Genomic DNA, 25,615 nt, shown 5'->3' with positions numbered 1-25,615 from the left:
ACGTGTCTGGAACCATCCTTCACAGTGACCGTGGTTTCCAGTACACGTCCCATGACTACCATCACATGCTAGCTCAGTTTGGCCTCAGATCCAGCATGTCAAGAAGAGGCAATTGCTTGGACAATGCCCCAATCGAGAGCTTCTTCTCCCACTTAAAGACAGAAGCTCTCCAACACCATCATATCCAAGATACTGAGCAGGCTCAAATCCTAATTCAAAGGTATATTCGTTTTTACAACGAGGAGCGGCTTCAACTGAAATTAAACAAGCTGACGCCTGTAGAATACAGGCGTCAGCACGCCGCATAAGCCGGGTGTTTTTACGTGTCTACATTTTTGGGGCTTGACCACTTGTGCGGGGGTGTGTTTCTTGCACCCTCAGACCACATAGCCGTCCGCTTCGAGGACCTGTTTGGCGATGGAACGCTTGAGGGAGACTTCGTTGATCGGGGTGTAGCGGGTCAATTTCTTCAGGACGGAGAGCTGGGTGCGGAGGACATCCCCTTCCTCCATCGCCGACAGGATGTGGCGGGCCCGCTGTTCGACCCGCGGGAAGGCCTCGTAGACGTAGGCCCGGGTGAGATCCGCCTTGAGCCGGGCTTTTTCTTCGCCTTCCTTGTCCAGGGCTTTCTTCGCCCGGAGCCAGGCGCTCTCCATGGCGTAAATCTCGATGGCGATGTCGGCGATATCCCGCAGGATCTCCTGCTGTTTTTCCAGTTCCATCTGATATTTCTCGACGGCGAGGCCGGCGCTCATCAGGAAGATCTTCTTGGCGTTGTCGATCAGGTTGGCCTCTTCCTCCAGCAGGGCCGGCTCCTCTTCCGGCAGCGTCGGCATCATCGTCATGAGCTCTTCCTGCAGTTCCTGGGCCGCCTGAATGAGGGGCAGTTCGCCCTTCATCGCCTTGCGCATCAGGGTGGCGGGAATCAGGAGGCGGTTGATCTCGTTGGTCCCTTCAAAGATGCGGTTGATCCGGGAGTCGCGGTACATGTTTTCGATCTCGTACTCCTGCATGAAGCCGTAACCGCCGTGGATCTGCACCCCTTCGTCCACCACGTAGTCCAGCACTTCGGAGCCGAACACCTTGTTGATGGAGCATTCCAGGGCGTATTCGGCGATCGCTTTGGCCACGTCCGCCCCCTGGGCCCCTTCCACTTTGCTGAGGTTTTCCTCGAAATATCCGCCGGTGCGGTACACCATGCTCTCCAGGGCATAGGTCTTGGCGGCCATCGTCGCCAGCTTTTCCCGGATCAGGCCGAACTTGGCGATCGGAACCTTGAACTGTTTCCGCTCCTTGGCGTACTTGGCGGAGATTTCGATGGCCCGCTTGGCGGAACCGAGGCAGCCCGCCGCCAGCTTAAACCGGCCGATGTTGAGAATGTTGAAGGCGATCACATGGCCCCTGCCCGGCTCGCCCAGGACGTTTTCCACCGGAACCCGGGCTTCGTCCAGGATCAGCGTCCGGGTGGAAGATCCCTTGATCCCCATCTTCTTCTCTTCCGGTCCGACGGAGACGCCCGGGAAGTCCCGCTCGACGATGAAGGCGGTGAATTTCTCGCCGTCGATCTTGGCGTAGACGATGAAGACGTCGGCGAAACCGGAGTTGGTGATCCACTGCTTTTCCCCGGTCAGGAGGTAGTATTTGCCGTCTTCGCTCAGCTTGGCCGTGGTCTTGGCCCCCAGGGCGTCGGAACCGGAACCGGGCTCCGTCAGGGCGTAGGCGGCGATTTTCTCGCCGGTGGCCAAGGCGGGAAGGTATTTTTTCTTCTGTTCCTCATTGCCGAAGAAGACGATCGGCAGGCTCCCGATCCCCACGTGGGCGCCGTGGCTGAGCCCGAAGGAACGGCCGAGGGACATCTTCTCGGTGATCAGGGTGGAGGTGATTTTGTCCAGGCCGAAACCGCCGTACTCCTCCGGCACGTCGGCGCCGAGCAGTCCCAGTTCCCCCGCCTGTTTCAGAAGGCGCACGGTGTGGTCGAAGTTGTGGTTCTCAATCTCCTCCAGAACCGGCCACACCTTTTCCTTGACGAAGTCTTCGGTGGTCTTGGCGATCATCTTTTGCTCTTCGTTGATGTCCTCGGGGGTGAAAATCTCCTCGGGAGCCGGCCGCTCCAGCAGGAAGCCTCCCCCTTTTTTGGCCACGCTTTCGGTCGTCGACATCCTTTTTCTCCTCCTTTTAAGGTTTTTCAGGATACCATTTCAAACACGCCGGCCGCGCCCATGCCGCCGCCGATGCACATGGTGACGACGCCGATTTTCTGCTTGCGGCGGGCCAGCTCATTGAGGATCGACACCGTCAGTTTGGCGCCGGTGCAGCCCAGCGGGTGACCCAGCGCGATCGCGCCGCCGTTGACGTTCACAATCTCCGGATTCAGCTCGAGCCGGCGAATCACCTCCAGCGACTGGGAGGCGAAGGCTTCGTTCAGTTCGACGAGATCCACCTGATCCAGCGTCAGCCCCGCCAGCTTCAGCGCCTTGGGAACGGCCACCACCGGCCCGATGCCCATGATGTCGGGATCGACGCCGCCGACGGCGAAGGAACGATAGACGGCGATGGGTTTTACGCCCAGCTGCTCGGCCTTCTCCGCCGACATCACCATCACGGCGGCGGCCCCGTCGCTGGTCTGGGAGGAGTTCCCCGCGGTGACGGTTCCGTCCACCCGGAAGACGGGCTTCAGTTTGGCCAGCACCTCCAGCGAGGTGTCGGGGCGGACCCCCTCGTCGGTGTCGAAGACGATCTCCTTCTCCTGCAGTTTGCCGTCTTCACCGATGAACCGCTCCTTGACGGTGACCGGAACGATCTCGTCCTTAAACTTTCCTTCCTGGATCGCCTTGTGGGCCTTCCGGTGGCTTTCCACGGCAAAGCGGTCCTGATCCTCCCGGGAGATGCCGAACCTTCTGGCCACTTCCTCGGCCGTGTGCCCCATCGACATGTAGATCTGAGGATAGTGCTCCATCAGGTAGGGGTTGGGGGAGGGCTTGTAGCCCGTCATCGGCACCATGCTCATGCTCTCCACGCCGCCGGCGATCACCACGTCGGCGAAGCCGCACATGATCTTTTCCGCGGCCATGGCGATCGTCTGCAGGCCGGAGGAGCAGAACCGGTTGACGGTCATCCCCGGAACCTCCGTGGGAAGGCCGGCGCGGACCGCGATGATCCGGGCGATGTTCAGCCCCTGCTCCCCTTCCGGCATGGCGCATCCCATGATCACATCTTCCACTTCCTTGGGATCCACCTGGGGAACCCGGCGCATCAGTTCCCTGACGACGGCGGCTCCCAGTTCATCGGGGCGGGTGTTCTTCAGCGTGCCCTTGTGGGCTTTCCCGACAGCCGTGCGGACTCCCGCCACGATCACTGCTTCGCGCATAACTTTCCTCTCCTCCCTCTTTGTATCCCTTTTTCCGCCGGACTCAGTTCCGGAGCGGCTTGTTTTTGGTCAGCATGTGCATCATGCGCTGCTGGGACTTCGGCTCGCCGGCCAGGCTGAGGAAGGCTTCCCGTTCCAGATCCAGCAGGTACTGCTCGTCAACCAGCGTCCCTTCGGGCACCGCGCCCCCCGCCAGGACGTAGGCCAGCTTGCAGGCGATCTTGTAGTCGTGCTCCGTGATGTGGCCCGACTGCAGCAGGTTGTAGGCGCCCAGTTTCAGCACGTTGTAGCCCGACTCACCCACCACCGGAATCTTCCGGGGCTGCGGCGGCCGGTATCCGGCCCGGTCCATCGCCAGTACCGCCTGTTTGGCGTCGTACAGGAGATGATCCCGGTTGACGGTGATGCCGTCACAGGGCCTCAGGAACTTGTAATCCCTGGCCTCGTGCGCGCTGGTGGACACCTTGGCCATGCCGATGATCTCGAACACTTTGTTCACCAGGGGCTGGAGCAGCAGCTTTTCCTTCGGATCCACTCCTTCGGTCCAGCGGAGAAGCAGCTCCTTGTTTCCGCCGCCGCCGGGAATCAGGCCGACGCCCACTTCCACCAGGCCCATGTAGGTTTCCGCCGCCGCCTGGATGCGGTCCGCCGGGAGGCAAACTTCCACGCCGCCGCCCAGGGTCATGCCGAAGGGAGCGGCCACCACCGGACGGTCCAGGTAGCGGAGGGATCCCATCGCCTTCTGGAACTGGCGGACCATCAGGTCGAGCTCCGGCCAGTTCTGGTCCTGGGCCTCCATCAGGATCAGCATCAGGTTGGCGCCGACACAGAAATTGGTCCCCTGGTTGCCGATGACCAGACCGCGGTAGTTGGCGGAAACCTCCTTCACCGCCGCGTTGATCATCATGATGATGTCGGCACCGATGGCATTTTTGGGCGAATGGAATTCGAGCAGGGCCACGTCATCCCCGATGTCGATCAGGCTGGCGCCCTTGTTGGCCTTGATCACCCGGTTCTGCTCCTTCAGGCGATCCAGGGAGATGGTTTTGGGATGCTCTTCCACGTCACGGAACTTCCCGCCGATATGGAAGTGGCGGACTTTTCCGTCTTCCTTGCCGTAGAAGGATTTGGCGCCGGAGGCGAGCAACTCCTCCACGAGGGGCGGAATCGTCTCCCCTTCTTCGCGCATGCGGGCGACGGACTTCTCCACGCCGATGGCGTCCCACATTTCAAAGGGACCCAGATCCCAGTTGAAGCCCCACTTCATCGCCCGGTCGACGCTCACGATGTCGTCGGCGATCTCCGGAATGCGGGCCGCCGCGTAAAGGAGGGTCTTTTTCGTGATCTCCCAGGCGAAGCGTCCCGCCACATCGTCGGCGTACACCAGGGCCTGAAGCTTTTCCGGCAGGGATTTGGCCCGCTTGGCCGCTTCCAGGGACGGGGCGCGCAGCTTCTTGCGCGGACGGTATTCCATCGTCTTCGGATCCAGGGCGAGAATCTCGCTGCCCTTTTCTCCCTTCACCTTTTTGTAGAATCCCTGCCCCGTCTTTTGGCCCAGCCACTTCCGCTCCACCATGTCCCGAAGCAGCGGGGACACGACAAAGGTTTCCTTCTCGGCGGGATCGCTCACATTTTCCCGGACGTTGTCGGCGACGTGGACGAAGGTGTCCAAACCGACCAGATCCAGGGTGCGGAAGGTGGCGCTTTTGGGACGGCCCATCGCCCGGCCGGTGATGGCGTCCACTTCATCCGGACCCAGTCCGGCCTCCTCCATCGCCTTCAATGTCACCTGCAGCCCGTAGACGCCGATCCGGTTGGCGATGAAGTTGGGCGTGTCCTTGGCCATGACCACCCCTTTGCCCAGCACGTCCTCGGCGAAGGCTTTCATCTCTGCCACGATTTCCGGTCGGGTCGCCTCGGTCGGGATGATCTCCAGCAGTTTCATGTAGCGGGGAGGATTGAAAAAGTGCGTGCCCAGGAAGTGGGCGCGGAACTCCTCCGAGCGCCCTTCCACCATCGCGCGGATGGAGATCCCCGAGGTGTTGGAGCTGACGATCGTCCCCGGTTTCCACACCCGCTCCACCTTCGCGTAGAGCTCCTGCTTGATCTTCAGGTTTTCGACGACCGCTTCGACGATCCAGTCCACTTCTCCCAGCTTGTCGAGATCATCCTCCAGATTGCCCACGGTGATCAGGTTTGCCGCATCCCTGTGATACAGGGGCGACGGCTTTTCCTTCAGGAGGCGATCCTTGCCCGCCTGGGCCAACCGGTTTCGCACCCGGGGGTCGTCCAGCGTCAGGCCCTTCTTCTTTTCTTCCTCCGTCAATTCCCTCGGAACGATGTCCAAAAGATAGGTGGGAATGCCCACGTTGGCCAGGTGTCCGGCGATGGCGGCTCCCATCACTCCGGCACCCAGCACGGCGGCCCGTTTGATCTTCGCCACAGTCGATCCTCCTCTCCCTATTTCGCCCTCCCGCGGAAAACGTTTGTGAATGAATGGTCATTCATTTATGGCGGAGAAAAAAACACCTTCCGCGGATAGGCGCTTTCCCTGACATCCCGTGTCATGCTTCCTGCGGGCAAAGGGCCCGAGTCTTCGAAAAAAAGTGCTTTCAAAGACTATTATTTATCCGATGCACCGCCGCCGTCAAGGGGGAACAAAAACTTTGTCGCCGACGGCTCGCATCGGATGAGCCCTGGAAAGGCGCGGGTGCGTTGGTCCGCACCCGCGCCGCCCGCTCACTTGAAGAAGTTGGCGTTGATCTCGATGTATTCCTGCTCCTCTTCGGGAACCATGTCTTCCTGGTAAATCGCTTCCACCGGGCAGACCGGTTCGCAGGCACCGCAATCGATGCAGGTGTTCGGATCGATGTAATACTGGACATCGTCGCCGTGAATCGCATCCACGGGACATACTTCAACGCATTCCGCAGCCTTTTCATCCCTGCAAGCGGAAGTGATCACATAGGCCATTGAAGAAACCCCCTTGTCGTATTTCACTTTGTTTCGGCGATCAATCCCCGATGCCAACCGGCCCCCTGGCGCTCAACCGCTCTAGCCTCCTCTCACGGGGACGATGTCTCCTCCTGCCGCTGCACCTTTCCCGGAGAAGCCAGCAAAAACAGGGATAGAAACAGCAGGAAAGCCCCGACCCACTCCCAGGGGCTGAGACGCTCTCCCAGGAGGAACACCGCCAGGAGGGTTGCCGTCAGCGGTTCCAGCAGGGCCGCGATGGAAGCTTGGGTGGCCGTTGTCCGATTCAGCCCGGCAATGTAAAACATGTAGGCGACGCCCGTGGGAACCATCCCCAAGTAGAGGATCATCCCCCACGCTTCCCAGGAAGGACCGGGAAAGCGGAGAAAAGGAAGCAGAAACACCGCTCCGAGGGTGAAGGCGACGGCGACGATGCGGATCGGCGGCAGCTCGCCGGTCAAACGCTTTCCGACCAGGATGTACCCGCCGTAGCAAAGGGCGGCGGCAAGCGCCAGCGCATTTCCCGTCCACCACCGCGGATTCACCAGGCCGGCCAGGCCGTCGACGCCGATTATCAGGATCGTCCCAAACACTCCAAACGCCAAGGCCCCCGCCACCCGAAAGGTGAGCCGCTCACCGAACGCCCAGCGGGCCACCAACGCGACGAACAGCGGGGCGGTGCAGACGGCGAGAAGAGTCGCGGTGGCCACCATGGTTCGATCCACCGCCGAAAAATAACCCAGTTGGTATCCCGCCACCGCCAGTCCAAACAGCAGAAACCAGCCGGCGTGGGTGCGCAGCGGCGGCGACGGGGTCCCGAGGCGGACTCCCTCCCGCCACGCGGCAAACAGGAGCAGGGGCGAGCTGACCAGAAGCCGCCAGGCGGCGACGGCCAGCGGATCGAGGCCGTGATCGGCCGTCAATCCCTTCCCCACCAGCCCCGCCGTTCCCCACAGCACGGAGGCCAGACAAACCCATTTGATTCCTCCACGCAACGCGATCCCCTCCCGTTGGGTATATCGGGCGGGAATCGACAGCTTCGGCAAACGTCTGTTTGACCGGCCGGGGTCGCTCCCGCCCTATACGGACAGCGGGAGGTTTCCGGGCGGAGGCAGGACCCCTTTCAGGGCCATCGGCTCACCTCCTTTCGGGTCATGATCGCCGGTGACCGAAAAATCCCTTCCCGAAACAGAAGGAAACGAAGGCGGGCGGAAACGATTCTGACCTTCGTAGCGAACCTTATTTTTCAGAAAAAGGTCAAGGGCCACAGGACCTGCCTTCCGCCGCCTTCACGACCATTTTACCATAAATGGCAGCCCATCCCCAGGGGGCGTCGCCGGAGGGATCCCCGGAAAGGGGGCGTCATCTTCCCTTCGAAAAACCCGTCCTCAAGCCTTTGCCCCTGACGCACCGGCCGCCTCCCGGGGACCGGCAATTCCGGGATTACATAAAAAGGAAACCGGCGGGCCGCCTCTTACTTCGGCGGTTCTTCCATCACCCGCCGAAGTCCCTCGGCGTAGGGCGGCCGGATCACCCCCCGTTCCGTGATGATCGCCGTCACATACTCGGCGGGGGTGATGTCGAAGGCCGGGTTATAGACCGCCACCCCTTCGGGAGCCGTCCGCTTTCCGAACCCCTGCGTCACCTCTTCGGCGGGGCGCTCCTCGATGGGAATGTCCGCGCCCGTCGGGGTCTCCATATCGATCGAAGAGGTGGGCGCCGCCACATAAAAGGGGATTCCGTGGGCCCGGGCCAGCACCGCCACGCCGTAGGTGCCGATCTTGTTGGCCACATCTCCGTTGGCCGCCACCCGGTCCGTGCCCACGATCACCGCCTGCACCCATCCCCGCCGCATGACGTCGGCGGCCATGTTGTCGCAGATCAAGGTGACGTCGATCCCCGCCTGCTTCAGCTCATAGGCGGTCAACCGGGCACCCTGCAGGACGGGGCGCGTCTCGTCGGCAAACACCTTGAGTCGCCAACCCCGTTCCTTGGCGAGATAAAGCGGTGCGAGGGCCGTCCCGTAGGCCGCCGTCGCCAATCCGCCCGCGTTGCAATGGGTGAGGACGCCCATGCCGTCCTGGAGGAGGGAAAGGGCGTGTTCCCCGATCCTCCGGCAAACCTCGGCATCCTCCCGCCGGATCGCCTCCGCCTCCCGAAGCAGGGCCTCCTTGATCTCCGAAAGGGGCTTTCCCCTCAGGCTTTCCGCCCGGCGAACCATCCGGCGCAGGGCCCAGTGCAGGTTGACCGCCGTCGGCCGGGACGTGCCGAGCCGATCGCATGTCCGGTTCAACGTTTCCCAGAAATCCTCCTCGTCTTCCCCGGGAACATCCCGGACCCCCAGATACAGGCCGTAGGCGGCGGCGATCCCGATGGCGGGAGCACCCCTGACGGCCAGTTCCCGGATGGCCTCCCGAACCTCCTCAGGCCGGGTCAATTCCAGGTAGACGGTTTCCGTCGGCAGGCGGCGCTGGTCCAGCAGCAACAAACGGTCCTCCTTCCAGTCCACCGCCGGCGGATGGGGCAGATCCATCCCTGTCTTCATCCTCATTCCGCCCCCCCTTCCCGGCGAACCAGCTCCGTGATATCGCCGATGCATCGCATTTCCCCGCGGCGGAGCACCAGCTGCGCCCCGATGCGGAGCGCCTGCCTTTCCGCGACCGCCCGCACCTCCGGCGGCTCGATCGTTTCCAGATCGGCCACGGGAGCAAGACCGATCACCCGGCGCATCATTTTGCATCCGGCGAAACCGGCGGAATCCTGCAGCAGGCGCAAAATATATGCATCCCGATAACCCGGGGCGGACCACATCTCATCCTTTACGTGTTCGTCCCACAGCCGGCAGAAGCGCTCCAGAAACCCGTTCCACACGTCCTCCGCCGTCCGGAGCAGCCATTGGCGGTAAGCTGCCCGCTCTTCGGAGTCGGCGGTTTGCCCCTCATGGGAAGCGTAGGAGAGGAACAGGTTGGCCAGAAAGGCGCCGACATCGAAACCCATCGGTCCGTAGTAGGCAAATTCCGGATCGATCACCTTGGTGTCTTGCTCCGTCACCATGACGGATCCCGTATGCAGATCCCCGTGAATCAGGGCCTGGCCGCAGGTCATGAAGCTTTCCTTCAGCTTGGCGACCTCCCGCCGGAGATCCCCGTCTTTCCAGACCGCCTCCACATCCTCCCGGATGAGGGGGTTGAAGGAGTTGGTGTCGGCGTCGTAATAGGGATGGGAGAAGACCAGATCCTCGGTGATCTTGCACATCTCCGGATTGATGAAACGGCGCACCCGGGCCTTTTTCTCCTCCGGAGACAGGTACAGGTCGGAGGTGAAGAACAGGGTTCGCGCCAAAAATTCAGCCATATGCTCCGCAAGGCGGGGGTACCGCTTGCGGGCGATCAACCCCTTGCGCAGGATGATGTGATCGGAACAATCCTCCATCACCGTCAGCGCCAGATCCTCATCGCTGTGGTAAACCCGGGGCACCAGGCCCGGCGCCAGCTTTCCCTGGACCTTGAGCGCTTCCGATTCGATGCGCGCCCGATCCAGCGTCAGCGGCCACGACTCCCCCACCACACGGGCGTAGGGAAGCGCCTGTTTCAAGATGAGGCTGCGTCCGGTGGACGCGTCCACCACGCGAAACACCAGATTCAGATTGCCGTCGCCGATCTCCCGGCTGAACAGCTGGGCGTCGGAAGGAAAGAAACCGGGAAGTTTGCTGCGGACGTACTGCACCGCTTCCTCTTCCGTCAGCGGATGGTATGCGGAAGGCATGGGACGCCCCCTTTCCTTTTGAATCGTCTGTCTCCTTGGTCCATTTCGACAAAAAAGGATCTTTCCCTCCTTGCAGGGCGGACGCCCGGATGCAAAAAAGCGGCCCCCGCCGGAGGAAATCCCTCCGGGGAGGCCGTCATTCGAAGAAATCAGGGATCAGGCGACGCGCCGGCGGAGAGCCAGAATCCCCGCTCCCGCCAGGAGAAGCAGTCCGCCGATCAGCATGGTTTGGGGATGGGAAGTGGCCGTCTTGGGCAGTTTTCCGCCGCCCTGTCCGCCCTTGTTGTTCGGAATCTCTCCGGATTTGCCTTCCTCTTTGGAGGCATCGCCGTCATCCGGTTTGGTTTGGTCATCCGGCTTGTTTTGATCGTCCGGTTTGTTTTGATCTTGATCACCCGGCTTGTTTCCGCCCGGCTGCTCATCGTCACCGCCATCTTGGGGCGGTTCGGCGGGTTGATCGCCGCCGGGCTTGTCCGGGCAATCCACCTGGATCGCTCCGGTCCACAGGGCCTTATGCTTGCCTTTCTTGGAGAGCTTGAACCAATAGTACCCGGACTTCTCCGGTTCGTGGGTGAATTGGGCCGCCTTTTCGGTGTCCAGCTCCAGCTTCCCGCTCTTCACCAATTGGGCATCCTTCAATTTTCCGGTTTCGGATCAGTATACTTCCACCTGGATTTTCCCTGCTATCTCCTTCCAGATTTTAGGGAGTTTCACCTTGACAAAAATCTCTTCGCAATCGCCGCCGTACCACTTCTTGAACGGCTTTTCAGGCCACTTGTCCGGCTTGCAGAAGAAATCCCACTTGTCGTGATGCTTCCCCGTCGCAAAGGTGGTCTGAGGGAACAGCATTCCCAGGGCCAAAACCGCCGCAAACAACAGGATGCCAAAGCGCTTCAAGAGTACCCCTCGCCTTCCGGAATTTGTTGGGATGGAGATGAATACTGTAAATCTAATGTACTATGGTAGTAACCGATGTTCAATAGGATTTGATTCTTTTTTTAGAGAAAAGTCGTCACAAGCGAAGAGGCGCGGCCTCCCATCCGCGCAAGCAGAAGGAATCCGCGCCTTCCCGGCCAAGACAAAACCCGGCGGATCCGGGTTCGATCATGCACCTTCGACGGCAAACTGAAACGATGTCCACCTGTAATACGTTTCACCCGCGTTTACCAGCACCGACGGAAACCCGGCGTGATGCAAGGACGCGGGAGAAGCCTGCGTTTCAAAACAAACCCCCAGGTATTTCCTCGATTTTCCTTCCGCCAGTTCCAAACCCTCCTCCAGGTTGTTGGAAGTATACATCACCATGCCCGGCTGGTTGGTCCGGATGGTCAAAATCCTGCCGCTCGATTCGTCTTTCACGGTCACTTTCCCTTCTTCGCCGTCAAAGAAGAAATAATGATCGTATCCGTCCCCCACGATCCGATTTTGTCCGGATCCCGCCGCGATTCCATCCCCCAGCTTCCTTCCGCCCGTAAAATCGAACAATGTCCCCCGGGTGTCCAGGATGTTGCCGGTGGGGATCAGTTCATGGTCCAGCTCGGCAAACCGGGAACAATTCGCCTGAACCAGATGATTGTGAACCGTCCCTTTCAGGTTGCCGGTCAGATTGAAATAGGAGTGGTTGGTCAGGGCAAGGGGGGTTTTCCGGTCGGAAACCGCTCTGTATTCAATCATCAGCCGATTGTCGTTGTTCAATTTATACATCACATGCACCCGGACATTTCCGGGATATCCGCATTCTCCATCCCTGCTCAGATAGCGGAGTTCAAGCCCGACTTCCCCGGGGGATTCAAAAGGCTTCGCCTCCCAGAGCACGCGGTGAAATCCCCCCGACCCGCCGTGCAAATGGTGGTCGCCCTCGTTTTTTTCCAGCAGGTACCGTTTGCCGTCCAGTTCAAAGCTGGCCCCTTTGATCCGGCCGGCCACGCGCCCGATCAACGCCCCCAAGAAATGGGGATTTTTTTCATAATCCCGGTGGTCTTTATATCCCAGAACCACATTTTCCCGCTTTCCCTTTCGGTCGGGGACGAGGATTTTCGTGATGACTCCCCCGTAGTTCAGGATCTCCACCGACATGTGCCGGTCGTTGATGAGTCTGAAGAGTTTCCAGTCGTCTCCGACCTTTTCCCACTCGATGTTCATGTGATCAGCCCCACTCATTTGATCCACAGTTTTTCCAGCTCTTCAAGGGTCTTTCCTTTGGTTTCGGGAACCATCTTGAGCACGAAGATGGCGGAAAGAACGCTCATTACCCCGTAGAACCCGTAGGTGAATGCCCCGCTGAATTCGATCATGGACGGGTAAGTCGAGGAAATGAAGAAGTTGGCGGCCCATTGTGCAGCCACCGCAATGGCCATGGCTTGTCCGCGAATTTTGTTGGGAAAGATTTCGGACAGCAATACCCAGGTAATGGGACCCCAGGACATCATGAACGAGGCGGTGTAGAACACGATGAAAAACAATGTCCACAAGCCGAAAATGTTATAGTGGGCGAGTGTCGCCACCCCAAACATTCCAACCGCCATTCCGACCGAACCGGAAATGAGCAGGGGTTTTCTTCCCCATCGGTCCACGGTTTGGATGGCCACAATGGTAAACACGACATTGACAAGCCCCATGACGACGGTTTGGAGCATCGAAGCATTTTTCCCCGCGCCCAGGCTTTCAAAAATGCGCGGAGCATAGTACAAAGCGACATTGATCCCGACAAACTGCTGGAACACGGAAAGCAAAATCCCGACGATCACAACCGTTTTTCCGTAGGAAAACAAATGGCCGGTCGCTTCTTTTTGGCGCAAAGAAAGCTGGATATCCTCCAGAATTTCTTTTGCTTTTTCCCTGGAACCGTTGATTTTCTCCAAGATGTTGAATGCCCGTTGATCATCTTTCCTGGAAACCAGAAAGCGGGGGGTTTCGGGAACCAGGAACAGCAACAGGAAGAACAACAGCGCAGGGATGGCTCCCGAAGCGAGCATGTACCGCCATCCCCGGTCCACAATCCACTCAAAGGACCGGCCGTTGGCAATACTCCAGTTAACGATGTATACCACCAGCTGGCCGAAAATGATGGCAAACTGGTACCAGGACACCAGTCTTCCGCGAATATGCGCGGGAGCGATCTCCCCGATATAGGTTGGAGCGGTCGCAGAGGCCAGCCCGATCCCGATTCCCCCCAGAATCCGGTACAAATTGAGCATAATCAATACGCCAAACGTCGGTTCCCCCACGTTGAAAAAAAGAAATTCCGGATAGGCAGATCCCAGGGCTGACAGGACAAACAAGACGGCAGCCAGCAACAGGGTATTCTTCCTGCCGATCCGGTTGGAAAAGAAACCGGAAATGATCCCGCCGACAATGCAGCCGATCAGGGCGGAAGAGACGGTCAACCCGTGGGCGAAGGAACCCAGCCCCAGGCTGTCGATCAAATAGACTTCAATCGCCTGCTCCGCCCCTGAAATGACTGCGGTGTCATAACCGAAAAGCAACCCTCCCAAAGTGACAACCAACGTGATGGCCGCAACATACAGAACGTGTCTGTATTGGCGCATCGTTTTCAAGAGCAAGATCGAGACAAAATAAGGATCTTGCTCTTTTCCCCCTCTCCACTCCAAAGTTCAAGCGGTTACATTTCTATCTAATAGTAGTCCTTTCTAATTTCTGTATTTCATCAGTTCTTTGTTCAGCGAAGCCGTGGCCGGATAAATCTCTTTGTACAACTGGAACAGGTCTCTGTATTTCTTTACGTTTTCCTCGATGGGATCATAAACCTTGTCCACTTTCAGGAACCGGTCGCTGCATTCCTGGAGGGAGTCAAACCAGCCGCATCCGTAGGCGGCCAGCATGGCGGCCCCCATCCCCGGCCCCTGTTCGCTGGAAAGTTTTACAATCCTGGCGTTAAATATGTCCGCCTGCATTTGCAGCCAGGTTTCATTTTTGGCTCCGCCGCCAATCGAAACGATGGCATCGATCCTCTTGCCATTTTCACGGAAAATCTCCACGGACTCATTTAACGAAAAGGTGATTCCCTCCAGAACCGCCCGGACAAAATGCTTCAACTGATGGGAACTGTCCATGCCGACAAAACTGCCGCGAATGTTCGCATCCGCATGCGGCGTCCTTTCACCGACGATATAGGGGGTGAAAAGCAGCCCGTCGGAACCGATCGGCACCCGGTCCACCCCCGCCAACAATTGGTCAAATCCGGCCTCTTTGGCGAAGACGTCTTTAAACCACGACAGACTGTACCCGGCGGCGAGGGTCACTCCCATGGTGTAATAGGCGTCAGGGGCGCTGTGGTTGAAGTAATGCACTTTTCCGCCGAAGTCCTTGTTCCCGTCGGATTCATAAGACAGGAACACGCCGGAAGTGCCGATGCTGACCATCGATTTTCCGTCCTGCAAAACCCCTGCCCCGATAGCTCCGCAGGCATTGTCAGCCCCCCCGGCGAAAACGCGCGTCGAGGTGGACAGGCCTGTGACTTTGGAAATTTCCGGGGTGATCGTTCCGACCTCTTCATGGGATCCCAAAAGCGGCGGGCAGAGCCCGTCATCGATGTCCAGCAGGCGGCAAATTTCCTTGCTCCACTCTTTCTTGTTGATATCCAGGAGCAAGGTGCCCGCCGCATCGGAATACTCCATGTGCAATTTTCCGGTCAGCCGATAGCGCACATAATCTTTCGGCAGCACAAAGGTTTTCGCCTTGCGGTAAATTTCGGGTTCGTTCTTTTTTACCCAGAGAATCTTGGGCAACGTAAATCCTTCCAGGGCCGGATTCTTGGTGATTTGCAGCAAACGCTCTTTCCCGACCTTCTCATAAATTTCCCGACATTCACGGGTCGTGCGGGTGTCGTTCCAAAGAATGGCATTGCGCAATACCCGGTTGTTTTCATCCAGCAAAACCAGCCCGTGCATTTGTCCGGAAAAGCTGAGCCCTTCAATGTCCTTCGGATCGCAATCGCCGTATTTCAGGAGATCAGACAGTCCAGCGACTGTCTGATCTACCCAGTCTTCGGGATTTTGCTCACTGTAGCCCGCTTTTTCCTGTATCAGGGGATAGGTCTTGGATACTTCCCTGACCACTTGTCCACGCTGATTGACCAGCAAGATTTTGACCGCGCTGGTCCCCAGATCCACCCCGATGACGTATTTCATGACAAACTCCCCATTCGTCCTTTTTTCACACCTCATTTAAGCGCATTCAGCAAATACCGGTTGATGGTCGCCTTGATCTCTTCGGTCCTCCCCGATTCGTTCCTGATTTCCGTCAAGTCGAGCACATACTGTTCCAGTTTGTGGAAATCGGCTTTTCCTTCCACGATCTCCTTGCCAATTCCTTCGGTAAAGCTGCGGTACCGCTTTTCCAAAACCTGATCCAGCACCCCGTCTTTCAGCAGCCGATGCGCCACCTTCAAACCGACGGCAAAGGTATCCATTCCCGCAATGTGCGCGATGAACAAATCTTCCGGTTCAAAGGATCCCCGGCGCACCTTGGCGTCAAAGTTGAGACCGCCTCGTCCCAGACCACCGTTTTTCAGCACTTCCACCATGGCCAACGTTACGGCGTACAAATCCGTCGGAAATTCATCCGTGTCCCAGCCCAACAGCGGATGACCCTGGTTGGCATCAATCGATCCCAGCATGCCGTGGATCCGCGCATAATGCAGTTCGTGCTCAAACGTATGGCCGGCAAGGGTGGCATGGTTCGCCTCGATATTAAATTTGAAATGGTCCACCAGATCGTAATTTTGCAGGAAAGCGTATCCGCTGGCCACGTCAAAATCATACTGATGGGTGGTCGGTTCTTTCGGCTTGGGTTCGATCAAGAACTGACCGTCAAAACCGATTTCTTTCGCATAATCCACCGCCATGTGCAGGAAACGCGCCAGGTTGTCCAGTTCCAACTTCATGTCCGTGTTGAGCAGGGTTTCATATCCTTCCCGTCCGCCCCAGAACACGTAGTTCTCCGCCCCGAGTTCCTTGGCGACTTCCAGCCCTTTTTTCACCTTGGCCGCGGCATAGGCGAACACATCGGCGTTGTTGGAAGTGGCGGCACCGTGGACGAACCGCGGATGGGTGAAATTGTTGACCGTGTTCCACAACAGCTTGACATTGCTGTCTTTCATGTAGTCCTTGATCATGGCGACGATGACGTCCAGATTCTTGTTTGTTTCCCGCAAAGTGCTGCCTTCGGGAGCGATATCGACATCATGGAAACAGAAATATTCCACGCCCAGCTTTTCAAAGAACTCGAAGGCGGCCTCCACCCGGGCCTTTGCCAGATCCATGCCGGTGTATTTGTCCCAGGGGCGAATGGCGGTTCCAACCCCGAACGGATCGGACAATTCATTGGTAAACGTATGCCAGTAGGCAACGCTGAAGCGGAGGATTTCTTTCATCGTCTTGTCGCCGACTTTTTCCTCGGGGTTGTAGTATTTGAAAGCCAACGGGTTGGTCGAATCGGGACCTTCATATTTGACCTTGTCAACGTTTGGGAAATAACTCATGGCGATTTCTCCTTTCCTTTCGATTTCCCTTTGTTTGTTCACCTTCTAAACTAATTTTATGTCGCCCATGGAAGCGGTGTCAATCGAAAGAACCTCACTTCTTTTTAAAAGTCACGCATTGTTCATCATTTGGGAACCGGATCATTTTCACTGCCACCCCCTGCGCCACAACCCCGGAACCGAAGAGAAACCTTCGACGGACCGCCGGTTTTCGGCGGACAATCCCTTATCCCCATATTTGTTTTGTTATTAAACCAATGATATCGTTTGGTGCCGCGCGGCGTCAATGAACTGTCCCCATTTTCCCAATAGTCGGGTTTCAGGAGGCGGAGCCTCATGCGGTTTTTTCATTGCAAAACCCGTCAAGGGCCGGAACTTCCCGCAAAATCAAAGAAGCCTCCGTTCTCCCGGGAACGGAGGCGAAAATTCAGTTCTTCGGATTCAGACGGCGACTTCACTTTTCGGAAATTCAGGTTGGACAACCTCTATGGGACCGTCGCCTCTTCGTAGCACCTTGGGAAATGCTTGTGTCGGTTTCAGTACATCCATCAGGTACTGAATGGCCACCATCGGATCAACGGTATACCCGCAGGTATAACAGTCGAGTGCGGCAAAGCCTTTTTCCGGATAGGTGTGAATCGAAAGATGGCTCTCGGACAGGAGAACCAGCACGGTGGCTCCTTGCGGCTCAAACTTTTTGGACTGCACCGACAGCACCGTCGCTCCGCACTTTTCGGCAGCCGTCACCAGGTGCCGTTCCAGCTGGGTAACGTCGTTGAGCAGATGATAATCGACGCCCCACGCATCCATCGCCACATGTCTTCCGAAAGTGGAATACTCCATCCTTCCGGCCCCCTTCCTAGCAAAAATTTGCGTTGAGCCAATTTAAGCTAGGATCTGCTCATTCACCACGGGGGAAGGTTAGTCCTCGGAGGTCCCAACCCTTTAAGTGAATCTTGGATCCTACTGACTCAGATTGACGCATATAACCGTATCACATTTTATAGGGGAGTTCAAGAGGAATTTCTAACTTACATCCCCATGATATTGTAACCGCCGTCCACATGGATCACTTCGCCGGTGATTCCGCGGGACAGGGGACTGATCAGGAACAGGGCGGTGTCCGCCACTTCGGCGGGATCCGTCGTTTTGCGGAGAGGCGAACGCTCCTCGACGATGTGCAGCATGGAATTGAAGTTCTTCACGCCCTTGGCCGCCAAGGTGCGGATCGGGCCGGCCGAGATGGCGTTCACCCGGATTCCCGACGGCCCCAGGTCGTAAGCCAGATAGCGGACGCTGGCCTCCAGGGCCGCCTTGGCCACACCCATCACGTTGTAGTTGGGGATGACCCGCTCCGATCCCATGTAGGTCATCGTGAGGATGCTGCCGCCTTCGGTCATCAGGGATTTGGCCGCCCGGGCGCAGGCCACCAGGGAGTAGGAGCTGATGTCCTGGGCGAGGGCATAACCGTCCCGGGACGTTTCCACGAAGGGCACTTCCAAATCCTCGGCCTTGGCGAAGGCGATGCAGTGCACCAGCCCGTCGATGCGACCCCAGACTTCGCCGATCCTGTCGAAGGCGGAGCGCACCTGTTCGTCCGAGGTGACGTCGCACTCAAACATGGGGGAGCCGGGCATCTCCGCCTCCACCAATTCCCTCACCCGCCGTTCCAACCGCTCTCCCTGGTAGGTGAAGGCCAGCTCCGCGCCGTGGTTGTGCAGGCTCTGGGCGATGGCCCAGGCGATGCTCCGCTTGTTGGCCACCCCCATGATCACTACGCGCTTGCCCTCCAACAATTTGGTCATTGTTCACGATTCTCCCTTCTCATTGTATGTATTCGCTCGTCTGAAGGATCACGAGATACCGGCGGATTTCCGATTTAGTACCTGCTAATAAATCCATATTCCAGCGTAGCGGAAAAGCCTGGGGATGTCAATTGAGCGCTCCGGAATCGGGTTTGCCATCTTCTTCTTTTCTCTTCACGCCCAGCGAAAACGCGAATTCCCGCCTTTGGGAGATGATCCTGCCTTGGAGGTGCAGAGGATTCCGGTGGTCACCGACAGGCTTTCCGCGCCCTCGACCGGCCGGCACAGGGGAAGACGCAGCTCGATGCCCCGCTCTGTACGGCCCTCAAATTCCAATTTGGAAGCAATGAAGTCCCTTTCGGCCACATCGACCGCTTCGCCGCTAAATAGCTTCAACCGTTCAACCGGCATCCAGCGAAGCTTCTCCTCCCCGCCACCTTCCACTTTATAAAACAGGCGCAGGATGTAAACTTCCTCCCCCGTGCAGGCTCCATTTCTGCAACCTCCGCTGAAAGGCTCAAACCCGTCCACCGAGAAATTCCATCGATTCCTGCTTTGGGCGCATGGGGCCCCCCGGAAACGTTTCCCCCCCCCCCCCCACGTAATCCTTCGGACCCATTGTCGTTTTCCTTTTTCCGTCTCGATCCAATCCCCCTCGCGCATCGGTTCCCGCGCTTTGCCCCCACTCCGCCTTCCAACCTTTTGGGAAGACTTTCCGCCCCCATCTCTTTGGAGAAGGATTGCCCGCTTTCACGGGAGGACAATACCGCACCGATGCCTATGACCAGTATTGCCATCCGCTTTCTCATCCGTACGCTCCCGCCTCCAAAAGAAATGATCTTCATTCCGCCCCCGGTGCCCGGAACTGGGCCCGGACCAGGTTGAAATACGCCCCGCGCCGCGCCATCAGTTCCTCGTGGGTCCCCTGTTCGATCACCTTCCCGCGTTCCAGGACGACGATCTTGTCGGCATCCCGGATCGTGGACAGCCGGTGGGCGATCACGATGGCGGTCCGACCGGAAAGCAGGGTTTTCATCGCCCGCTGGATTCTCAGTTCCGTCTCCGTGTCGATGCCGGCGGTGGCCTCGTCCAGGATCAGGATCCGGGGATCCGCCAACAGGGTGCGGGCAAAGGAGAGCAGCTGCCGCTGGCCGACGGACAGCACGCTGCCCCGCTCTTCCACCTCCGTCTCATACCCCTTGGGCAGATCCCGGATGAAGGCGTCGGCTCCCACCGCCTCGGCCGCCGCCCGCACTTCCTCGTCGGTGGCCTCCGGCCGCCCGAAGCGGATATTCTCCATGATGGTTCCGGAAAAGATGAAGGTATCCTGCAGGACGATGCTGACCCGGCGGCGGAGGCTGTCCAGGCGGAGATCCCGCAGATCGCGGCCGTCGAGGGTGATGCGTCCCCCGTCGGGGTCGTAGAAACGGCAGATCAGATTGACGATCGACGTTTTGCCCGATCCCGTGTGCCCCACCAGGGCGACGGTCTGCCCGGGCAGGATCTCCAGATCGATCCCGTCCAGCGCTTTCCTCTTGCCGTCGTAGGAAAAGACCACCTTCTCCAGCCGGATATGCCCCCGGACCTCCTTAAGGTCGGCGGCATCTTTTTTCTCCGGAACGGAGGGCTCATGGTCCAGGAATTCGAAGATCCGCTCCGTGGAGGCCATCGCCATCAGGAGCTGGTTGTACACCTGCCCCAGCCGGGAAATGGGTTCCCAAAAGTTGCCCAGATAATAGGCGAAGGCGACAAACACGCCGATGGTGATCGCCTCCTGTTGGATGAGATACGCCCCGAAACCGATCAAGATGGCGGTGCCCGCCGCCCCGGTCATCTCCACGAAGGGACGAAAGGTGGCGCTCTTGCGGGTTGCATCCCTCCAGGCTTTGTAGTTGTCCCGGTTCAGCCGGCGGAAATACTCCATGTTTTCCTTTTCCTGGGTGAAGGACTGGGTGACCCGCATCCCCTGAATGCTTTCGTTCAGATGGGAATTGAGCACCGACTGCCGGATGCGCACCCGCTGCCAGGAACGGCGGATCAAGCGCCGCAGCTTGATCGATATCAGGAACATCAGGGGGAGAACCACCAGGACCGCCGCCGTCAGGCCGGGGCTGAGCACCGTCATCACGATCACGATCCCGCACAACAGGGCGACGTCCATGATCACGTTGACGATCCCGTTGGTGAGCAACTCCTGCAGGGAGTTGATGTCGTTGGTGATGCGCACCAGGATCGACCCCGCCGACCGCTCGTCGAAAAACCGGAGGGAAAGGCGCTGGATGTGGTTGAAAAGCTCCCTCCTAAGGTCGAAGATGACCGATTGCCCCAATTGGTTCATCCAGCGGATCCGCAGGGAGTTGGCAATCCAGTTGAGCAGGTACATGCCGGAGATGATCCCCACGAAGGCGGCCAGGAGCGGTCCGTCCCTTTTCATCAGGGCCTGGTCGATGGCCAGACTGATGGTGTAGGGGGCGAAGAGACGGACCGCCGTCGACAGGGCCATCACCAGGAGCGCCAGGGGCAGCAGCGTCCCGGCGTAAGGCTTCACATACGACAGCAGCCGGACCATCAGCGCCCAGTTGAAGGGTTTCTCGATCACCGTTTCCGGAGCGTACCGAAAGCGCTCCCGCACAGGCGTTTCCACGGCCACTTCCCCTCCTCACAGCGGCACGGCGTGCCGGTCCCGGAATTGGATGTCGTAGATGCGGCGGTAGATGCCCCCGCGCTCCAACAGCTCCCGGTGGGTGCCCCGCTCCGCCACCCGCCCCCGGTCCAGCACGAGAATCTCGTCGGCGTGCTGGACGGAGGAGATGCGGTGGGCGATGATGAAGGTCGTCCTTCCCCGCATGGCCTCCTTCAGGGCTTCCTGGAGGCGGGACTCCGTCACCATGTCCACGGCGCTGGTGGCGTCATCCAGAATCAGGATCGAAGGCTCCGTCACCAGCGCCCGGGCGATGGCGATCCGCTGCTTCTGTCCGCCGGACAGGCCGAGTCCCCTCTCGCCCAGCACCGTGTCATAACCGTCCGGAAAGCCGGAGATAAAGTCGTGGGCCTGGGCCCGCTTGGCCGCCCGGATCACCTGCTCCATGGAGACGTCGGGACGACCGTAGGCGATGTTGTCGCGAATCGTGGAGGAAAACAGGAAGGTATCCTGAAACACCACGCCGATGTGGCGCCTCAGAAACTGAAGATCGTATTCCGAGACCGGCCGGCCGTCCACGAGGACCTCCCCCTCCGTGGGATCGTAAAAGCGGGCAATCAGCCGGATGAGCGTCGTCTTTCCCGCTCCCGTCGCCCCGATGAGCCCGATCACCTTCCCCGGCGGCGCGTCGAAGGAAACCTCCCGGAGGGCCCATTCCCCGTCCGGGGAATACCGGTGGGAAACCTTCACAAACCGGACATGGCCCCGGATGCGCTCCGCAACCACCGCCTGCGGAGGGCTTTGGATCTCCTCGGGCGCATCCAGGATTTCCAAAATCCGCTCACCGGCCGCCTTGGACTGGGAATACGTGTTGATGATGAACCCCAAATGCATCAGCGGGCCGATGATATACCAGACCAGGCTGAAAAAGGCGACCAGCTCCCCCAACAGCAGCTCCCCCCGGATCACCAGCCATCCCCCGTAGGCGAGCAGCACCACCACGCTGATGTTTCCGATCAGCTCCATCAGGGGAAAATAGGCGCTCCAGATGCGGGCCGCCTCCAGGTTGGCCTCCATGTACCGGCGGTTTCGATCCTCAAACCTGGAAATCTCCAGGTCCTCCCGGGCCAGGGCCTTCACCGTGTGCATGCCGCTGATGTTTTCCTGCACCTTGGTGGTGAGATGCGCAAAGGACCTGCGCACCCCCAGAAAGGCGGGATGCACTTTCCGGTCGAACCGAAAGACGGTGACGGAAAGAAAGGGCATCGCCAGAAGGGTGACCGCCGCGAGCCGCGGATGGAGGTACACCATCGCCCCCAGACCGAAGCCCAGCAGGAGAAGAAAGTTGAGGAACTGGGCGCAACCGAAGGAAAGGAAGAAGCGAAACGCCTCCACATCGGCCGTCAGCCGGGACATGAGATCGCCGGTCTTGGCGTTGTCGTAAAACCGGAAGGGAAGGGACTCCAGCTTCCGATAGAGGGCGTTCCTGAGCTCGTAAACCGTCCGGATGCCGAACAGGTCCCCGGCATATTGCTGCACAAAGGCGGCCAGGGCCTTGACCAGCATCAACAACACAAAGCCCAGGGCGATCCAGGGAACCCACTCGTAACGCCCCGCGCCGATCACCTCGTCGATGGTGACCTTCAGGGCGAAGGGATAGATCATCGTCAGCCCGGTCACCAAAAGAAGAGCGGAAAGGGAAACGAAAAAATACCCTCTGAAGGGCCAGTAAAACCGTTTCAACCGCTTGAAGGTTTCCAAGGGCATGCATCTCCTTTGGTTCACGGTCGTTTGGGCTGATTCCCCCTCTTTTCGGCCGGCTTCCAAACGATCACATGGATGCCCACTCCTTTGGCCCGCCAATGTTTTCAGGTCCAGAAATATTCGGCAGCCGAAGGAAAAAGACCTTCCGGGGATTCCCTTTTTCTCGAAAAACCGTCAGGGCTGCAAACGGCCAGATCGTGTTGCCCCGCTCAAAAAAAAGCGGAGACGGCCCCTTCGGCCTATGCCCCGGAACCGGACGGCGGGCCTTCGCGCGGCTCCTCCTGCATGAACCCCCGCACTTTTTTCAAGACGCGCCTTCAAAGCCGCCGGACACCCGCGGCCGAAGGGCCGGGAGAAGGTTTGCCCCGCGGAAAGACGGTCGCGATGTGTAACCCGCCCTTTGCGCCAATAATACAAGGAGAAAGGGGCGTCCGGGGAGAATGGAGCACAAGACCTGCACCCAAAAAGGCGGCACCTGCCAGCCCCGGAAAGGAGCCGAGGGTCGCCGGATGAGGAGATGAAGTCATGAAAACCCTTGACGAGTATTTGGCCTGGATCGAGAATCCGTCGCACCGGGAGAGAATGGAAGAGATTTTCAACTGGATAAGGGACAAATATCCGAATCTCCAACCGACAATCAAATGGAATCAACCGATGTTCACGGATCACGGTACCTTTATCATCGGATTCAGCATTTCAAAAAAACATGCGGCGGTCGCCCCCGAACAGGAGGCCATCGCCCATGCGAAGGGCGACATCGAGAAGGCCGGCTACGACTGCACGGAAAACATCATCCGCCTCCCCTGGGATCGGCCCGTCCCCTATGCCCTGCTGGAAAAACTGATCGATTTTAACCTTCGGGACAAGGCGGACTGCACAACCTTTTGGCGGAAATAGGACGCAGGGGTTTTCCCCGGCGGAAACGCACCCCTTTCCGGAAGCCGCCCCTTCGGGGCTTACGGCAAACGCCCATCCTCCTTTTCCCACGGGAAAACGAACCCGGAATCGATCTCTCGGTGCATGCCGCTCCGGGAGGATTGGTGCAATTCGTGCATGATGTCGAGCACATGGAGCGCGAGCTCCCCGCTGGCCCGATGGGGGCGGTTTTCCCGGATCGCCCGGACCATGTCGGCCAGACCGACCCCCCGACTGTTCTCCCGGTACGGACCCTCCTCCGGAATTTCCCGCCAGTTTCGGTCGTTCTTTCTGCGGAGGCGGACGACGCCGTCGAACCGATTGGGATCGGGCACCACCAGGGTTCCCTCCTCCCCGTAAATCTCGATGTGGGGCAGGGTGGAGCTCCACACGTCGAAGCTGGTGATGATCGTGCCCACCGCCCCGCCGGCAAAATCGAGCACCCCCGTCACGTGGGTGGGAACGTGAACGGGAAATCTCCGCGGCTTGTCTCCCGGGCCGACCACCTCCCGCTCGGGAAAGGAGATGGAAGCCGACCCCGTGACCCGGCGGACGGGACCCAGGAAAACCACCAGGGCGGTCAGATAGTACGGCCCCATGTCGAACATCGGACCTCCCCCCGGCTCATAGAAAAAGCCGGGATCGGGATGCCAGCGCTCCGGGCCGCGGCTCATCATGAAGGCCGAGGCCGCCACCGGCCGGCCGATCGCTCCCTCCCGAAGCAGCCTCCGGCACGTGGAAAGCCCCGCCCCGAAAAAGGTGTCCGGGGCACAGCCGACGCGCAGGTTCCTCCGCTTCGCCAGGGAAAGGATGCGGCGCCCGTCCTCCGGATCCACCGCCAATGGCTTTTCCGAATAGACGTGTTTGCCCGCCTCCAGCGCCGCCAGACTGACGGCGGCGTGGGCCCGGGGAGGCGTCAAATTCAGAACCAGATCCACGTCCGGACTGCCGAGCAATTCCTCCACGTCACAGGCGACGGGGATTCCGTAACGGGCGGCCTTTTCCCGGGCCCGCTCCGCCTCCAGATCCGCACAGGCCACCACCTCCACCCCGGCGGTCCGGAGGAGGTTTTCCAGATAGATCCCGCTGATGTTGCCGCATCCCACGATGCCGATCCTCATCCGCGCCGCTCCTTTCCCCTCCGGGAAGCCCACTTCATTCCCCGGACCACCATGGTCTTCACTTCCTCGATGCGAAGAACGTCCGGGGTGTGACCGAGGGAGCAGTAAAAAACCCGGCCCTCCCCGTGGGATTTGACCCAGGCCACAGGCATCGCCGCTCCGTTGTGGGCCGTCGTCTCCGCCAGCACCCGGATGGCCGGATCGACGTGCATGTAGTACAGTTCGGAAACCACGTCGAAATCCGAGAGCCCTTCAGTGATTGGATGGCTGCGGTCCGCGATGCGCACCCGATAGGCGACGGAATCCCCTCCCGGGTGAGCGACGAACTGCCCCCCCACCATATACTGAAATTCGGTCGCCTCCCGGAAGGCATCCCCCATGCCTCCGTGGAGGCCGGCGAGACCGGTCCCCCGTTCCACCGCCTCCGTCAGGTTTTTCAGCGCTTCGTCCCCGATGCGACCCATGGTCCAGTTGGGAATGACGAGATCCGTATCCCGAAGTTTTTCTCGATCCAGCAGGCAGTCCAGGGTGTCCGCCACTTCCACCTCCATGCCCTCGTCGGTGAGCCATCTTTCCAGCATCCGGGCCACTTCCTCCGGTCGGTGCCCCGGCCATCCTCCCTGAAAGATCAGCGCCCTTTCCTTCTCCATCCCCGTTCCTCCCTTCATCGCCGCTGAAGAGGGGACTGCAAGCATCCGAGATGCCCATTTCATCGGTCCCGCGCCCCTCAATTTCCCTGAAATCCTCGGGACCCGGATCGGT

22 protein-coding genes are annotated in these 25,615 nt (G+C 59.2%); 2 read left to right on the top strand and 20 right to left on the bottom strand.

The annotated features are described in order from the left end of the window. Positions 1-65 precede the first annotated feature (65 nt). The gene (locus tag BM063_RS17855; protein ID WP_092040967.1) at positions 66-308 is read left to right on the top strand and encodes an IS3 family transposase; all 243 of its coding nucleotides are present in this window, start codon (positions 66-68) and stop codon (positions 306-308) included. A 69-nt stretch (positions 309-377) separates the two neighbouring features. Here the strand turns inward: BM063_RS17855 and BM063_RS11210 are convergent, their stop codons facing one another. The 18 genes from BM063_RS11210 to BM063_RS11120 form a co-directional block, all read right to left on the bottom strand. Further along, the gene (locus BM063_RS11210; protein ID WP_092039014.1) at positions 378-2,159 is read right to left on the bottom strand and encodes an acyl-CoA dehydrogenase family protein; all 1,782 of its coding nucleotides are present in this window, start codon (positions 2,157-2,159) and stop codon (positions 378-380) included. A 26-nt stretch (positions 2,160-2,185) separates the two neighbouring features. Continuing rightward, positions 2,186-3,367 (bottom strand): acetyl-CoA C-acetyltransferase, encoded by a 1,182-nt coding sequence (locus BM063_RS11205; protein WP_092039012.1) that lies wholly within the window; start codon positions 3,365-3,367, stop codon positions 2,186-2,188. A 43-nt stretch (positions 3,368-3,410) separates the two neighbouring features. After that, the gene (locus tag BM063_RS11200; RefSeq protein WP_092039009.1) at positions 3,411-5,810 is read right to left on the bottom strand and encodes a 3-hydroxyacyl-CoA dehydrogenase/enoyl-CoA hydratase family protein; all 2,400 of its coding nucleotides are present in this window, start codon (positions 5,808-5,810) and stop codon (positions 3,411-3,413) included. A 296-nt stretch (positions 5,811-6,106) separates the two neighbouring features. Beyond that, complete coding sequence (locus BM063_RS11195; protein WP_092039030.1) at positions 6,107-6,340, bottom strand: ferredoxin family protein; 234 nt, start codon at positions 6,338-6,340, stop codon at positions 6,107-6,109. 92 nt (positions 6,341-6,432) lie between these two features. Then, complete coding sequence (locus tag BM063_RS11190; protein ID WP_177199118.1) at positions 6,433-7,335, bottom strand: DMT family transporter; 903 nt, start codon at positions 7,333-7,335, stop codon at positions 6,433-6,435. 479 nt (positions 7,336-7,814) lie between these two features. Further along, on the bottom strand, positions 7,815-8,885 hold the full coding sequence (mtnA, locus tag BM063_RS11180; RefSeq protein WP_425439156.1) for an S-methyl-5-thioribose-1-phosphate isomerase: 1,071 nt from the start codon (positions 8,883-8,885) through the stop codon (positions 7,815-7,817). A gap of 2 nt (positions 8,886-8,887) precedes the next feature. Beyond that, positions 8,888-10,105: an S-methyl-5-thioribose kinase gene (gene mtnK / locus BM063_RS11175; RefSeq protein ID WP_092039002.1), complete on the bottom strand. Its 1,218-nt coding sequence runs from the start codon at positions 10,103-10,105 to the stop codon at positions 8,888-8,890. Positions 10,106-10,261: 156 nt separating this feature from the next. Continuing rightward, positions 10,262-10,726, bottom strand: coding sequence for an LPXTG cell wall anchor domain-containing protein (locus BM063_RS11170; RefSeq protein ID WP_143085328.1), 465 nt, complete (start codon positions 10,724-10,726; stop codon positions 10,262-10,264). A 33-nt stretch (positions 10,727-10,759) separates the two neighbouring features. Beyond that, entirely contained in the window at positions 10,760-11,002 is a 243-nt protein-coding gene (locus BM063_RS11165) for a hypothetical protein (RefSeq protein WP_092038998.1), read from the bottom strand. A gap of 207 nt (positions 11,003-11,209) precedes the next feature. Beyond that, positions 11,210-12,247, bottom strand: coding sequence for an aldose epimerase family protein (locus BM063_RS11160; protein WP_092038996.1), 1,038 nt, complete (start codon positions 12,245-12,247; stop codon positions 11,210-11,212). Between the two features lie 14 nt (positions 12,248-12,261). After that, complete coding sequence (gene xylE / locus BM063_RS11155; RefSeq protein WP_092039026.1) at positions 12,262-13,653, bottom strand: D-xylose transporter XylE; 1,392 nt, start codon at positions 13,651-13,653, stop codon at positions 12,262-12,264. Between the two features lie 102 nt (positions 13,654-13,755). Further along, a complete protein-coding gene (xylB, locus tag BM063_RS11150; RefSeq protein WP_092039023.1) occupies positions 13,756-15,255 on the bottom strand; it encodes a xylulokinase in 1,500 nt (499 codons plus the stop codon). Between the two features lie 32 nt (positions 15,256-15,287). After that, entirely contained in the window at positions 15,288-16,607 is a 1,320-nt protein-coding gene (xylA, locus tag BM063_RS11145) for a xylose isomerase (protein WP_092039021.1), read from the bottom strand. A gap of 441 nt (positions 16,608-17,048) precedes the next feature. Beyond that, a complete protein-coding gene (gene speD / locus BM063_RS11140; RefSeq protein WP_092038994.1) occupies positions 17,049-17,450 on the bottom strand; it encodes an adenosylmethionine decarboxylase in 402 nt (133 codons plus the stop codon). 188 nt (positions 17,451-17,638) lie between these two features. After that, positions 17,639-18,412: an enoyl-ACP reductase FabI gene (gene fabI, locus BM063_RS11135; RefSeq protein WP_092038992.1), complete on the bottom strand. Its 774-nt coding sequence runs from the start codon at positions 18,410-18,412 to the stop codon at positions 17,639-17,641. Between the two features lie 174 nt (positions 18,413-18,586). Then, positions 18,587-18,943 carry a hypothetical protein gene (locus BM063_RS11130; RefSeq protein ID WP_143085327.1) on the bottom strand — a complete coding sequence of 119 codons (357 nt, stop codon included), beginning with the start codon at positions 18,941-18,943 and terminating at the stop codon, positions 18,587-18,589. Positions 18,944-19,253: 310 nt separating this feature from the next. Beyond that, the gene (locus BM063_RS11125; protein WP_425439155.1) at positions 19,254-21,062 is read right to left on the bottom strand and encodes an ABC transporter ATP-binding protein; all 1,809 of its coding nucleotides are present in this window, start codon (positions 21,060-21,062) and stop codon (positions 19,254-19,256) included. Between the two features lie 9 nt (positions 21,063-21,071). Then, entirely contained in the window at positions 21,072-22,814 is a 1,743-nt protein-coding gene (locus tag BM063_RS11120) for an ABC transporter ATP-binding protein (protein ID WP_092039017.1), read from the bottom strand. A gap of 528 nt (positions 22,815-23,342) precedes the next feature. Here BM063_RS11120 and BM063_RS11115 point away from each other — a divergent pair. Beyond that, entirely contained in the window at positions 23,343-23,714 is a 372-nt protein-coding gene (locus BM063_RS11115) for an iron chaperone (RefSeq protein WP_092038987.1), read from the top strand. Between the two features lie 59 nt (positions 23,715-23,773). Here the strand turns inward: BM063_RS11115 and BM063_RS11110 are convergent, their stop codons facing one another. Continuing rightward, the gene (locus tag BM063_RS11110; protein ID WP_092038985.1) at positions 23,774-24,853 is read right to left on the bottom strand and encodes a Gfo/Idh/MocA family protein; all 1,080 of its coding nucleotides are present in this window, start codon (positions 24,851-24,853) and stop codon (positions 23,774-23,776) included. Continuing rightward, positions 24,850-25,503 carry a ThuA domain-containing protein gene (locus tag BM063_RS11105; protein ID WP_092038983.1) on the bottom strand — a complete coding sequence of 218 codons (654 nt, stop codon included), beginning with the start codon at positions 25,501-25,503 and terminating at the stop codon, positions 24,850-24,852. The genes BM063_RS11110 and BM063_RS11105 overlap by 4 nt, the downstream gene beginning before the upstream one ends. Positions 25,504-25,615: the final 112 nt, after the last annotated feature.

Source organism: Planifilum fulgidum, assembly GCF_900113175.1.
In the GTDB taxonomy this organism is placed as follows: domain Bacteria; phylum Bacillota; class Bacilli; order Thermoactinomycetales; family DSM-44946; genus Planifilum; species Planifilum fulgidum.
This window is presented reverse-complemented; position numbering and strand designations above follow the sequence as displayed.